We start from the raw sequence: 14,047 nt of genomic DNA, 5'->3' as shown, positions 1-14,047 counted from the left end.
AATATGATATCGAAGAAAATTGATACGAAAACTATCACCCAGATACGGCAGGCCTGCCGACATTCGGACAGTTAACCAATTATACTTTTTATTTATGAGGAAACATTCCGTTTTGGCCTGGTCCATGGTGGTGGCTCTTGGCGGCTTTTTATTTGGCTTTGATACCGCTGTGATCTCAGGGGCCGAAAGATCTATCCAACAATTTTGGGGGCTGTCAGTATTTCAACATGGCCTTACTATTTCTATCGCGTTAGTAGGCACGGTTATCGGTTCGTTATTCGGTTCGCGTCCGTCAGACAAATTCGGGCGTAAGAACACCTTATATTTTGTAGCCCTGGCTTATTTGCTATCTTCTATAGGCACTGCCCTAGCCGACAACTGGTATGTGTTCCTAACGTTCAGATTTTTAGGAGGTTTGGGGGTTGGAACATCCTCGGTAACAGCACCCATTTACATATCTGAAGTTTCGCCTGCCGACCGTCGTGGACGCTTGGTAGGCTTATTCCAGTTTAATGTAGTGCTGGGTATCCTGATCTCTTACCTTTCCAACTACTTAATAGGGCAGGGAGGCGAAACTGCATGGCGCTGGATGTTGGGTGTGCAGGCCTTCCCATCAATGTTATTTATCATCCTGATCAAATTTATCCCCGAAAGCCCTCGCTGGCTCATCCTCAAGAAAGGGAACCACGCTTTAGCACTGGACATTTTACGGGTTATCAACCCACTTAACTGTGAGCAAGAGCTGGCCTCGATTCAGCGAACCGATCTAGGCAATAAAGATGAGCGTAGCCCAAGCCTGTTCTCGGGCCAATACAAGGCCCCAGTGGTGCTGGCCATATTGTTCGCTTTTTTTAACCAAGTGTCGGGTATCAATGCCATTATATATTACGCCCCGCGCATATTCGAAATGGCTGGCTTGGGTGCACATTCATCGCTGTTATCTACGGTGGGTATCGGTTTAATCAACTTTGTGTTCACGCTGATCGCCATTAATGTGATCGACAGGGTGGGTCGTCGTTTGTTAATGCTGATCGGCTCAATAGGCTTGATCGGTTCGTTGTTCTTGGTCGGCTATACTTTTTACTCCGGCCAGTTCAGTGGGTTTGCCATTCCGGTTTATGTAATGGTTTTTATCGCATTTTTTGCTTTTTCACAGGGGGCGGTGATCTGGGTATTTATTTCTGAGATCTTTCCTAACGAGATACGCGCTAAGGGACAAACGCTGGGCAGTTCTACACACTGGGTGATGGCCGCCTTGATCGCCTTTACCTTTCCTTATCTGGCCGAAAAGCTGGGCGGTGCAACCACATTTTTCTTTTTCGGGACAATGATGGTGCTGCAACTGCTTTTCGTATGGCGCATGATGCCGGAAACCAAAGGGAGATCGTTAGAGCAGATCGGTAATAATTTGATCATGCATTAGATCTTTAAAATTTATGAAAAAAGATAAAATCCCTTTAGTAGTTTGTTACGGTGAAATATTATGGGATGTATTGCCGGGGCAGCGTAAGCCTGGCGGCGCGCCCATGAATGTGGCTTATCACTTGCATAAAATGGGTATACGGGCCGAACTGATCAGCAGTGTAGGAAATGATCAGGCTGGTGATATGCTGATCGATTTTTTACGGTCGCGCGAGATCTCTACCGGTCATATCCAGCAAAACATCAATTTTCCTACCAGTGAAGTACAGGCCAGAATTGGAGAAGATCACGAGGTGACCTATGATATATTAAATGGAGTGGCTTGGGACCATATTATTTGCACGCCAGAGATCATTGAGGTTGCAGCAAAGGCAGATGCCTTGGTTTTCGGCAGCTTAAGTGCTCGCGAATTGCAGAGCCGCGAAACACTGTTCGCTTTAATTGAACGGGCTAAATACAGGGTGTTTGATGTAAATCTGCGGGCGCCGTTTTATTCGCACGATCTGATCATCTCCTTGCTGGAGAAGGCCGACATGGTTAAACTGAACGTAGCCGAACTGATGCTGATCGCCCGGTGGATGTGCCCACCAAGTAACAGCGAGCAGAAGGCCATTGATCTGCTATTTGATCTCTTCGAAATAAACGAGGTGCTGATCACCAAAGGAAGCAAAGGGGTAACCTATTATACCCGCGAACTGCGCTATGATCATCCAACCTACGCTATCGAGGTGGCCGACACCATTGGTTCGGGTGATGCTTTTCTAGCTTCTTTCCTAGCAAATAAGCTGACTCAGGAGCCGCTTGATGTAGTGCTGGATTATGCAGTTGCAATGGGTGCTTTCATCACTGCGCAGCCTGGGGCCTGTCCCGACTATTCTAAGCACGATCTGGAACGCTTCATCTGGCAAAAAAAGTATGTTGATCTGGTGCCGCAGGCATCACAGCGGGTGCTGGCTGCCGGATAAAATTTGATAAACCGCATTTATTATTGTATGATCCGAAAAAGTATGCTACCACGCAAACCGGGTTCAGGATAGCATTCCGCACCCACTAACCAACGAACCAATAACCATATTTATAAACCATTTAATGATGAGATGAAATTGAGAAATTTTCTACTGATCTTTCTATTGCCATTTTTTTGGCTTACTACTAATGCGCAAAACGTTGCAAGGGTGACCGGTAAGGTTACTGATACTAAGAGCGAAGCACTCGTGGGCGTTAATATTGCTGTAAAAGGCACAACAGGCGGCACCAGTACTGATGTGAACGGTATGTACAAGCTCACCACAAGCAGTAACAACGTGGTACTGGTATTCAGTTATATCGGCTACAATATCCAGGAGATCAACCTAGGGGGACGTTCGCAAATGGACGTGGTACTCGAGGCCAATGCCAGATCGTTGAATGAGGTGGTAGTTACCGGTTACCAGACCGAGCGCAAGAAAGATCTGACCGGCTCAGTGGCTATTGCCAACGTGAGCGAGATGAAAAAGCAGGTCGTTGCCAATCCTATCAAAGCTTTGCAAGGTCAGGTACCAGGTATGTATATCACCGGTAATGGTGCCCCAAGCTCGCCCGTTACAGTACGTATACGGGGTATTGGTACGCTTAACGACAACAACCCGCTGTATGTCATTGACGGGGTACCTACCAAAGCGAGCCTGAGCGAACTTAATTCGGCTGACATCGAATCTATACAGGTGCTTAAGAGTGCCGCCGCCGCAAGCATCTATGGATCGCGGGCAGCCAACGGGGTTATTATAGTAACTACCAAACATGGCAAAAATGGGGTGATGCAGGCTAATGTGAATGCTTACACCGCCCTGTCCACTTATGCGCGGCGTATCAAAATGCTGGATGCAGAAGGCTTTGGCCGCGCGTTGTGGCAAGCCAACGTAAACAGCGGTGCAGACCCGAACACGAATGGTTTGCGTTATCAGTTTGACTGGAACGTTGACCCGACCACCAATCAGCCCGTGCTTAACCGCGTAACGGTAGCCGAATACCTGGACGACGCACACACTTTAAAATCGGCCAACACCAATTGGTTTGACGAAGTATCACGTTTGGGCGTGACGCAAAATTATGATGTACAGGTTTCTAACGGTACGGCTAATGGTAATTACTTATGGTCTTTAGGCTATTTTGATAACCAAGGCATCATCAAAACCACTGATTTTAACCGTATCTCGGCCCGGTTAAACTCCGATTACAAATTATTTAATGGCGTAATTACTCTCGGCCAGAATTTGAGCCTGAACAAAACCCGCGAGGTAAGTGCTGATATTATCAACGCTACTATACAAGCACTACCCATTATTCCGGTACATACAGTGGATGGCAAAGGGTGGGGTGGCCCGGTTTCGGGCATGAACGACCGCCAAAATCCGGTGAGGGTGCTGGAAGATAATCGGCAAAACAGTTATGACTTTTTTCGGGTATTTGGTAACTTTTTTGCCGAGGCCAAATTATGGAAGGGCCTGCAGTTCAGATCGAACATTGGATTTGACTATGGTGACTATACTTCCAGAAACTGGCAGAAAAAGTACCAGAGCGGTTACTTGATCAATGATGTGAATCAGGTCGTGAACGTACAAACGCATAACGTAAAACTGACCTGGACAAATACGCTGAATTATGACCTGGTAAAAGGTGATCATCGCGTTAACGCCGTAGCTGGGACCGAATTTTACAGCGAAAAGGTAAACTCATTTTCGGCCTCGCGCCTGGGTTATATCCTGGAAGATCCGGACTACATGTACCTAGATGCCGGAACAGGAGCTAAGGATAACAGCGGCTACGGAGCCAAAAACACGCTCTTCTCGTACTTTGGTAAAGCCAATTACTCATTTAAAGACCGTTATCTGCTTTCGGGCGTATTGCGCTATGATGGTTCCTCAAGATTTGGGCAGAACAACCGTTTCGGCATATTCCCGGCGTTTTCAGCCGGATGGCGCATCAGCGAGGAGCCTTTTTTCAAACAGCTGGCCACTCATGTTGATGAATTGAAATTACGCTATGACTGGGGTAAGACCGGTAACCAGGAGATCCCGAACAATGCTATTTTCAATATCTACTCGCCTAACTATAACATCACCGCTTACGATATCGAGGGCAAAAAGACAGGAGTACTACCTTCTGGCTTCTACCTGTCGCAGAATGCCAATCCTAACCTAAAATGGGAAGCCACCGTCATGTCTAACTTCGGTCTGGATTTCTCGATACTAAATCAAAAGCTTTACGGCAGCGTGGAGTATTATATCAAAAAAACGTCCGACATTTTATTGCTGCCGCCTTATATCGGTGTGCTTGGCGAAGGGGGCAATACTTGGGTCAACGGTGCATCGATGCAAAACAACGGGTTTGAGTTGACACTAGGGCACCGCAGCAAGATAGGCAAAGATCTGTCTATCGACCTGACCGGTAACATGGACATCGTTCGCAGTAAAATTACAGCTTTGCCTACTGAAGTGGTTAATGCTTATGGCGGCGACGGCCGTGGCCAAAATATACTGGGTCGTACGGTGGGCTCGTTTTTTGGCTATGTGGCTGATGGTCTATTCCGCACGACAGACGAGGTCAATAACGCTCCGGCACAAAATGGTAAAGGTTTGGGCCGCATCCGCTATCGTGATCTAAACAATGATGGAGTGATCAATGAGTTTGACCGCACCTGGATAGGTAACCCATTGCCCAAATTTACCTATGGATTTAATGCCGTGATCAACTACAAAGGTTTTGATCTGTCTTTTTTACTGCAGGGCGTTGGCAAAGTTGATGTACGTAACGAAACCAAATTGTTCACGGATTTTTGGAGCGCTACGGAAACCAACTCTAACAAAGGATCCCGCTTGCTGGATGCCTGGTCGCCAACTAATCCGAATTCTACGATCCCCGCCCTTTCATTGACGGATGTCAATTTCGAATCGCGCCCTTCCACTTATTTTATAGAGAACGGCGCTTATCTAAAACTGCGTAATGCACAGTTGGGATACACATTTGGTAACACCTTACTGTCTAAGATAAAGGTAAAAACGCTCAGGGCATACATAGGTGGCGACAACCTGGCCATTCTGTATAGATCCAGATCATTTACCGGCCTTGATCCAGAAACTCCGGCTTACGGATACCCGAATCCATTAGTAGTGACCGCCGGGATAAACCTTAAATTTTAATAGCAACCATTATAACACGTTATGAGAAAATATGTATATCAGGTGGCTTTGATGATACTTGGCCTCACATCCTGCCAAAAGCAACTGGATGTGAACCCTAAAGCTACCCTGAACGAAGACCAGGTGTCAACACCTGAGCAGGTGGAAGGCTTTGTGATCGCCGCCTACTCGCAATTAGGAAACGACGAGATCAATCGCGCCTTTAGTATGTATCAGTATGGCGACGTTCGGGCCGACGATGCCTACAAAGGCGGCGGCGGTATCAGCGATGGTGACGTTTTCCATTTTATGGAAACCTTTACCAATTCGCGTCCTGACCAGTGGAATTACGATGGTATATGGTTTAATATTTATGTGGGCATTCGCCGTGCTAACGAAGGACTGCGCGTGCTCAACAAATTTACTACGGTCGATTTTCCGCTGCTGAACACCCGTAAGGCAGAATTGAGGCTGTTAAGGGGGTACTGGTACCTGATGGTGGAAAACCTTTTTAAAAATATCCCTTATATCGACGAAGATCTACCTGCTGATCGATATAAGCTGGAGCCGAACGATCGCTACACCCGCGATCAGATCCTGGATAAGATCGCAGCAGATTTTGAGTTCGCTGCGCAGAATCTGCCGGCCAGCCAACCGCAGATCGGGCGGGCCAACAAATATGCAGCCTATGCATTTTTGGCAAAAACACGTTTGTTCCAGGCCTACAAGCAGGATGATAAGCACGGCGTGACCAGCATCGATCAGCAACGCCTGCAACAGGTGTTGGACGCCAGCAATGCCGTACTGGCTTCGGGCTACAAATTGCAGCCTGATTTTGCTAATAACTTTACAACGGGCTCATTTGAGAACGGACAGGAGGCCATTCTTTCAGTCCAGTTCTCGACCAACGATGGTGCAGGTCGAGGCCGGGTGAACTACGGTGACATGCTTACCGTTCCACAAGGCATAGGATGCTGTGATTTTAAAAAACCGTCGCAAAATTTGGTTAACGCCTTCCGTACCAGTGCCACAGGCGTACCGCTTTTAGATACTTACAGCAGCCAAAATGTTGATTTTAGTAACAATACGGTAGATCCGCGGTTGGACCACACCGTTTCGCGTCCTGGTGTGCCGTGGAAATATGACCCGACCCGGGTAGTTACCGAAGCCTGGAGTCGCAACATTCCTATCTATGGAACTTATAACTCTATAAAAGAGAACGTTTCCCCGGAGGAATTCATCAACGTTGCACCGTTTTTCGGGAATACCAAAGCCCGCATCCTCATTAGGCTGGCCGATGTGATGCTGTTTAAGGCCGAGGCTTTGATCGAGTTAGGACGCCACCAGGAGGCACTACCGATCATCAACGAAATTCGGGCACGCGCTGCAAAAAGCACGGCTAAACTGGTACTGGCCAATGGGCAGCCTACCTCCCGTTACAATGTGCAGCCTTATATACAAGGAACCAATATTGACTGGACGCAGGACAACGCACGTAAAGCGCTTCGTTTTGAACGCAGGCTGGAAATGGCGCTGGAGGGCGAACGCTTTTTTGACCTGGTAAGATGGGGTATAGCAGAACAGGTGATGAATGGTTTTTTTGCTGTGGAGCGCCCGGCCAGAAGCATTTTCCAGACAGCTCGTTTTACCAAAGGGCGCGACGAGTACTTGCCTATACCACAAAACCAGATATTCTGGAGCGAGGGGCTTTATGTACAAAATCCCGGCTATTAACCAATTATAATAATAACTATGGAGAAGAATATACTATGCCGGCTACTGATGCTGGGCATCATGCTGACGTTACACCTCAGCTGCAAAAAAGATCGCAACGACAACTTTAAAACCGATTCGGCCGTTGAGCTTTCTGATTTTAGTATCAACAACGTGAAAGGCTTGATCGACCAAAATAGTGGTAAGGTGGTGATTAACCTACCTTACGGTGCCAATGTTGCCGCGCTAACGCCTGTGATACAGATGCCGCCAGGTGCGGTTTCATCACCTGCATCTGGCCAGCCTATGAACTTTACCGGCATGGTCAAATTCCGGGTAATGAATGGAAATGTGTACAAAGATTATCAGGTGACCGTTAATATAGTGCCGCCACTCAACAGTTTCAAAATAGCAGGTGTAAGCGGCACCATTAACCATGAAAGTAAAAGCATTACGCTGATCTTACCTGATGGTGCCGATCTGTCTAGACTTACACCGGAGATCGCTTTGCAGAGTGGGGTAACGATAGCGCCCGCATCAGGGTTGGCTCAAAACTTCACTCAGCCCGTCAACTACACGGTGACCGCAGGTGCATCTTCGGTGGTGTATAGCGTTAATGTGATCAGTAATTCTGTCAGTGAATATGCATTTTTAGGCGTAGCCTCGTCGCGGGCCGCCATTACGAACCCCGACGAAAAAGCTGCAGCCGATTGGTTTTTTGCCACTTACCCGACAGCCGATTATGTTTCTTTCCAAAGCATTGAAACAGGTAAAAAGATATCCAACTACAAAATAATGTGGTGGGCTTACGATTCGGCTCAGGATCTGCCGTCGGCCGCAACCAGTGCTGCTGTAATTAATGCGTTAAAAACTTATCGTGCTAGCGGCGGCAGCTTGTTGCTAACTACCTTCGCCACCCGGTATGTAGAAGCATTGGGTATCGTACCTGCTGGTCGCGGCCCTAATAACGTATTTGGGGATTTCCCTCCGGCCGGATTTGTAGAGACCGGCAGCGACTGGGGCATATCTTTCAAAGGTAAAGAGAGTCATCCGGTGTTTCAGGGATTAGAGACGTTCGCACCTGGTAAAGCCTACTTACTCGAAAAAGGTACTTTCCGGCTTAACCATACGGCGTGGTGGTACATAAATGATTGGGGCGGTTACGGTAACGCTACTAACTGGAGTACCCAAACTGGCGGAACCAATCTGGCGTCAGAAGCATGGGATGACCAGTTGAACGGTCGTGCCGGCATTGCCGAATGGCCTGCGGTCAACGGAAGTGGTAAGGTTATTATCATAGCTTTCGGTGCTTATGACTGGTATTCTGAGCCACTGAATGGCGGCAGCACCACCAATCGCTACTTGCCTAACATTAAACGGGTCACTCAAAACGCCGTTAATTATTTAAAAACCAAATAAGCATCCGGCCGGCGTGCTAACGCCGGCCGGTACTCACCATAAAAACATCCAACGATGATCTATAAAAAATTAATGCTGGCTGCAACGCTGGTCATGGCCATGACATCCTGTAAAAAGGAGTCGGGCACGGTTGCCGCCCAACCATACGAGGAACAAAAGTTCACGCTTTACCCTAAACCTACGGTTGCCTCCGGCAATGCAAGTACTAACCGCACTGGTTGGGTTGGGGATGTAATGCCTTACTACATGAACGGGCAGTTCGAGCTGTTTTTCTTGCATGATGCCCCGGACGCAGTTAAACAAAGCAGTACAGGGCAGCATGACATTCATAAATTTAGCACGAAGAACCTGGTCGATTATAGCTATGACGGCCAGGTGATCCCTTACGGCAACGCATCCACCCAAGACCAACTGGTAGGTACGGGGTCTTTGGTAAAGGCTGGAGACACCTATTACTTTTATTATACCGGACATAACGGTACTTCAGGATGGCTGCAAAACAGTAATCCGGCCTGGACGAGCGCGAACACCCGCGAAGCGGTGATGTATGCCACCAGCAAAGATCTGAAAACCTGGACCAAAAGGTCATCGTTCGTATTGAAAGCACCCTCTGATTATTCGGCCAGCGATTTTCGTGATCCTGACGTATTCTATAATGACGAATTTAAAGAATATTGGATGTTAGTGAGCACACAGCAGGGAGGCAAAGGCGTTATTCTCGTCTATAGAACGCAGGACCCGGCAACGGATAACTGGCAGATCAGAGGGCCGCTAACGGTTGAAGGCGACTATTTGATGCTTGAATGTGCCGACATTCGGAAAATAGGCAACCGCTACTACTTGTTTTTTGGAGAGGACTGGAGCGATATGCCCGGCACGCATTATCGGGTAGCGACTTCTACAGCCGGCCCATGGCTTAAACCCGCCGGTGGCAACGATATGTTCGATGGCCATCAATTCTATGCCGGCCGGCCTGCATCTGACGGAACGACCACCTACCTGTTTGCCTGGGCGCATCGTCGTAACCCGGAAAATGATAATGGAAACCGTACTTGGGGAGGTAACCTCATCACTCACGAAGTTGTACAACGCACTGATAATAAACTGGGCGTGCGAAGCCCGGCATCTGTTAATGGATATTTTACTAAAGAAGGCGCTGCCGAATTGAAAGGTCAATCCGGAACCGTGAGTTCGATCGGAACACAGCTTATCTTGAACGGGACTACTACTATGGCAGCCGCCCGTTTTGCCGCTATTGATGGTACATTGAAAATAAAAGGTACCCTCACTTTAAATAATTTGACTGGAACAGTTACAATGGGCTTTAACGCCAAAGCTGATCAAACCAGTACTTATCATGTCAAATTTGAGCCAGCGGCTAAACGTATTGCGGCATATAACAACGGAGTCGAAATTACACGCGTGCCCTTCACCTTTGAGGCCGGCAAAACTTATCAGTTCAGCGTTGTTATAGATGGATCGATAGCAGTGCTGTACGTTAACGATGAAGTAGCGCTGACGAATCGTATTTACAGTGTAAACAATACCTGGAATATCACAGCCGACGGTATGCAGGTTGGCCTGAGTGATCTAAAGATCATCAGACATTAATTAGGCAGGCGGCTAAAACCAGTTTAAAGTAATGTTTAAAGGTACTTATAAAGGAAACTGAGTACCTCTCTACAGTTCTGGTTGGCGGCCTGTCGTATAACGTATTTTAACAGATATATATATTCATGTCAACAGTTAAGGGTTTAAGGAGGTTGCGTTGGTTTGGCGTAATTACACTTATGAGTTCAATGGTTTTTTGTGAGTCGGTGTTTGGGCAAGCTAAACGAGTGAATGAGCCTTTCCGGCTGCAGTATCATTTTTCGCCCAAGGCCCACTGGATGAATGATCCCAATGGTATGGTCTATCTCAATGGCACTTATCACCTTTTTTTTCAGTATAATCCGGGTGGTACCACTTGGGGGCCTATGCATTGGGGGCATGCTACCAGTAAAGACTTAATGCATTGGGAGGAGCAACCCATTGCTTTGTACCCGGATTCTTTAGGTGCCATATTTTCAGGTAGTGCAGTGGTTGATGTGAATAACACAGCGGGCTTTGGCAAAAATGCGCTGGTGGCCATTTATACTTATCACAATCAAAAAATTGAGGAAGCTAAAACCGGCAGGCACCAATACCAGGGCATTGCCTACAGTACCGACGAAGGTAAGCACTGGAAAAAGTATGACCGTAATCCGGTATTGCCAAACCCCGGTATCTGGGACTTTCGCGACCCCAAGGTGAGTTGGAACGAGGCCTCAAAGCAATGGGTGATGACTTTGGCTACAAAGCAAACGGTTACTTTTTACGGATCAAAAAATCTTAAAAATTGGACCCGATTGAGTGAGTTTGGTGACGGTTTAGGGGCACACGGCGGAGTTTGGGAATGCCCGGACCTTTTCAGCTTGGACTACAACGGACAAAAGAAATGGGTATTGCTGGTGAGCATCAATCCGGGCGGACCCAATGGCGGATCGGCAACCCAGTACTTCATCGGCAATTTTGATGGCAAAACATTTACCCCGGATAACACAGCCACTCGCTGGATAGATTACGGCGTAGATAACTATGCCGGTGTAACCTTTTCAAACACCGGTAAACGCAAAATATTTATGGGGTGGATGAGCAACTGGGATTATGCCAACAAGGTACCTACTGATGGCTGGCGCGGTGCCAACACATTTCCAAGGGAGTTAAAATTGGTGAAGGCTAACGGAACGCTTTCACTGGCTTCTGCGCCTGTTAAAGAGATCAGCCAGATCACACAGGCTACTAAAGTACTTAACAAACAGTTCGTGCGTAAACGGCTGGATCTATCAGCTTATGTAAAGTCTCTGCACTCGCAGTACCTGCTCGACATAAATACGACGATCACAGCAAGCTTTGAGATCAAGCTTGCTAACACCAAAGGCGACGAGTTGTTAATTGGCTTTGATAAAGCAGCCAACCAGATCTATGTAGACAGGCGTAGGTCCGGGAACGTAAGCTTTGATCAAAATTTTGCCCGCAAAGTGCTGGCACCTCGCATAAGCCATCATAACCAGTTAACGCTTAAGTTGCTGGTAGATGTCGCATCTGCTGAACTATTCGTGGACGAGGGTTTGACCACACAAACCGATATCGTTTTTCCACGAACGCCTTTTGATCAACTATTCATAACGTCAGACCGCACCCTTAAGCTGCATCAAGTCAGCATTACAGGTATCAGGTCAACCTTAAGGTAACTACAGGCTAACACCTACAGCCAATATAATGGGTCTAACCCATGTAAAAGCGAGCGTAGCGGCCTTGCTATGGCTTATATTTTGCGCCTGTAAGCACGAACAGGCCATTTCGGAAGCTCAAGATGCCCAAGCTAATCCGGCTGCCATAGCAACAGCTAAATATTGTACGGCTGCATTGGCTTGTACGCAGGACAAGCCAATCACAACATCTACAAAATCACCTCATCTATCAGTCTAACGTCAGCGTTTACCAAAGAATACATCATTCGCGGACATCCCGGTACTAACAGGGGAGAGGTTTGACGAAAAAGACAATTTTATGAACCCTTACGTGTTCTTGATGGCACCACCTAGCATATGCTGGTGGCAGCACGAAAAAATGTGTCGGGCACCTAGAGGGGTGTAATAATACGGTGCGGTGCACTTCCAACGATTGAAATAGTCGAAATTTATCAGGGGGTAACTTATCATGGTGGCAGTGCAAGTTGTTTTATGATTAAGTGTTTTGAGTAAGTTAGATATGTCATACCTATTAAGAACCACTCACGATCAAGATTAGATATATATCGTCAACCGGGTCTTGTAAATTTTTTTTGATCTGGCTATATTTGATCAACCTCAACTCTTTAAACGCAAAGAACAGGATTTATCTCATAGGTCAGTATCGGAGATCAAGTAGTTAGTAATTTATAGCCGACGGGCTCAGGTAGTTATTCTGTTGTTTGAACCGTATCGTCATGGGTATCAAAAGTTCGTAGTAACCCAGCAACCTGCCGTCAGACCGCCCCAGGCATCACTATGAAGATTACAGGGGCGTAGCTAGGGTCGGCCTTCGAAAAGCACAACCGTTCAAAAGTGCCTGGCTGACGAGAGTGATCAAACTTGCATAGACCGCAAGAACGTGATAAAAAGCTACATGATTTATGACTGCCATTAAGATTATTTTACTTGGGTTATTGCTATCCGTCGGAAGGGCCTATGGACAGGACCAAGCAGTGCTAACAAAAGGAACCCTGTATTTTATTGTTAAAACCGGCAATATCCAAAAGGACGCGCGCTCTTACGAGATAGTGTCAGGGGAAAAATTGGTGACCTATAAATTATTGTGTCCTTGCTTGTATCGCGGTCAATATCCCATGTTCTTTAGAAGGGAGGACGAACTTGCGGAAAGAAGCTATCAAGATAAAGAGATCAGAAAATGCCGGTCATGACATTTAAGTCACTCATTGAACTAGTAAAAAAGGAGGGGAACGGCATGAACCAGTATTCAGTGATCATCCTGGAGAAGTTCGGAAAAAAGTATAACGCCTATCGAACACGGTTTGGCGGGGTATCTTTTGAAGAATGAACAAGGTCAAAGCGAAAGTCAGATACCTTTTCCATCTTTTACTGTGAGTGCTTGAACGTTGATGCGTTAGCTTATAACATACTCGTTAGTACGGTAAGACACAAATGTTACTGGTGGGTCACCAAATGCAGATACCTGACGCCTGAAGTATCCCGTTAACGTTGGCCCGCTTTAACAAAGAAGGCTGCTATGTTTATAGGCATCTACTCGCCGGGTTAGAATGCTCCCAAGCTCCTGAAACAGAAACAGGTAGCATCACCAATGAAAGTGCGAAAGAGTTCTTCCAGTATAGCCTCCATTTCCGGCATACGCATTTTGCTGCCCTTAAGGTCACTGATCTTGCGCACCAAACCGTTCATCTCCCGCTCAGCCTAGTTTTGAGCGCTTTGAAGCCAAGCGCGTCCAGGTATCGTTCAATAGCCGGGTCGCTTATTTCTTTATCTTCCGAATTGACGCAGTAATAGTTCCATGTAGCTTTTTCTTGCCAATTGCACCTCAGTGATCAAGATACGATGGATGAATCTGCTCGTGCGATCGCGGGCAAGCAGGAACATCGCTCCAACGAGGTTTATATGGTCTCGCCAGGTGTAGAGTAACATATCAGGGTAGCTTTCCTCGTTCTCATTATAATGATCACCGACTTTAAGGTCACGCCATTCTTTAGAACGTTTGGCGTGGTCTTGCACAGCTTCTATCGAAATAACTATTCAAAACAC

Annotated in this window: 9 protein-coding genes; 7 read left to right on the top strand and 2 right to left on the bottom strand. The window is 47.0% G+C overall.

Annotated elements, in window-relative coordinates; translation table 11 throughout:
* Positions 1 to 94 precede the first annotated feature (94 nt).
* The 7 genes from LLH06_RS10170 to LLH06_RS10140 all read left to right on the top strand — a co-directional run bounded on the left by LLH06_RS10170 (position 95) and on the right by LLH06_RS10140 (position 11,983).
* Complete coding sequence (locus tag LLH06_RS10170) at positions 95 to 1,423, top strand: sugar porter family MFS transporter (protein ID WP_228169179.1); 1,329 nt, start codon at positions 95 to 97, stop codon at positions 1,421 to 1,423.
* 13 nt (positions 1,424 to 1,436) lie between these two features.
* The gene (locus LLH06_RS10165) at positions 1,437 to 2,387 is read left to right on the top strand and encodes a carbohydrate kinase family protein (protein ID WP_228169178.1); all 951 of its coding nucleotides are present in this window, start codon (positions 1,437 to 1,439) and stop codon (positions 2,385 to 2,387) included.
* Positions 2,388 to 2,519: 132 nt separating this feature from the next.
* Complete coding sequence (locus LLH06_RS10160; protein ID WP_228169177.1) at positions 2,520 to 5,600, top strand: SusC/RagA family TonB-linked outer membrane protein; 3,081 nt, start codon at positions 2,520 to 2,522, stop codon at positions 5,598 to 5,600.
* Between the two features lie 21 nt (positions 5,601 to 5,621).
* Positions 5,622 to 7,313 (top strand): RagB/SusD family nutrient uptake outer membrane protein, encoded by a 1,692-nt coding sequence (locus LLH06_RS10155; RefSeq protein ID WP_228169176.1) that lies wholly within the window; start codon positions 5,622 to 5,624, stop codon positions 7,311 to 7,313.
* Between the two features lie 18 nt (positions 7,314 to 7,331).
* The gene (locus tag LLH06_RS10150; protein ID WP_228169175.1) at positions 7,332 to 8,711 is read left to right on the top strand and encodes a DUF4960 domain-containing protein; all 1,380 of its coding nucleotides are present in this window, start codon (positions 7,332 to 7,334) and stop codon (positions 8,709 to 8,711) included.
* Positions 8,712 to 8,765: 54 nt separating this feature from the next.
* Positions 8,766 to 10,322, top strand: coding sequence for a glycoside hydrolase family 32 protein (locus LLH06_RS10145; protein ID WP_228169174.1), 1,557 nt, complete (start codon positions 8,766 to 8,768; stop codon positions 10,320 to 10,322).
* A gap of 179 nt (positions 10,323 to 10,501) precedes the next feature.
* Positions 10,502 to 11,983, top strand: coding sequence for a glycoside hydrolase family 32 protein (locus LLH06_RS10140; RefSeq protein WP_228169173.1), 1,482 nt, complete (start codon positions 10,502 to 10,504; stop codon positions 11,981 to 11,983).
* 1,563 nt (positions 11,984 to 13,546) lie between these two features.
* Here the strand turns inward: LLH06_RS10140 and LLH06_RS10135 are convergent.
* Together LLH06_RS10135 and LLH06_RS10130 are read right to left on the bottom strand one after the other, a co-directional pair.
* Positions 13,547 to 13,690, bottom strand: coding sequence for a hypothetical protein (locus LLH06_RS10135; protein ID WP_228169172.1), 144 nt, complete (start codon positions 13,688 to 13,690; stop codon positions 13,547 to 13,549).
* Between the two features lie 78 nt (positions 13,691 to 13,768).
* On the bottom strand, positions 13,769 to 14,017 hold the full coding sequence (locus LLH06_RS10130; RefSeq protein ID WP_228169171.1) for a hypothetical protein: 249 nt from the start codon (positions 14,015 to 14,017) through the stop codon (positions 13,769 to 13,771).
* Between the last annotated feature and the right edge of the window lie 30 nt (positions 14,018 to 14,047).

This window comes from Mucilaginibacter daejeonensis, assembly GCF_020783335.1.
Classification (GTDB): domain Bacteria; phylum Bacteroidota; class Bacteroidia; order Sphingobacteriales; family Sphingobacteriaceae; genus Mucilaginibacter; species Mucilaginibacter daejeonensis.
Note: the sequence above shows the minus strand (reverse complement) of the source record. Positions and strands in the feature narration are given on the sequence as shown.

Coding starts and splice junctions, on each gene's coding strand:
- LLH06_RS10135 (WP_228169172.1), bottom strand. CDS start 13,690: ATGAACGGTTTGGTGCGCAAGATCAGTGACCTTAAGGGCAGCAAAATG.
- LLH06_RS10170 (WP_228169179.1), top strand. CDS start 95: ATGAGGAAACATTCCGTTTTGGCCTGGTCCATGGTGGTGGCTCTTGGC.
- LLH06_RS10155 (WP_228169176.1), top strand. CDS start 5,622: ATGAGAAAATATGTATATCAGGTGGCTTTGATGATACTTGGCCTCACA.
- LLH06_RS10140 (WP_228169173.1), top strand. CDS start 10,502: ATGAGTTCAATGGTTTTTTGTGAGTCGGTGTTTGGGCAAGCTAAACGA.
- LLH06_RS10145 (WP_228169174.1), top strand. CDS start 8,766: ATGATCTATAAAAAATTAATGCTGGCTGCAACGCTGGTCATGGCCATG.
- LLH06_RS10165 (WP_228169178.1), top strand. CDS start 1,437: ATGAAAAAAGATAAAATCCCTTTAGTAGTTTGTTACGGTGAAATATTA.
- LLH06_RS10150 (WP_228169175.1), top strand. CDS start 7,332: ATGGAGAAGAATATACTATGCCGGCTACTGATGCTGGGCATCATGCTG.
- LLH06_RS10160 (WP_228169177.1), top strand. CDS start 2,520: ATGAAATTGAGAAATTTTCTACTGATCTTTCTATTGCCATTTTTTTGG.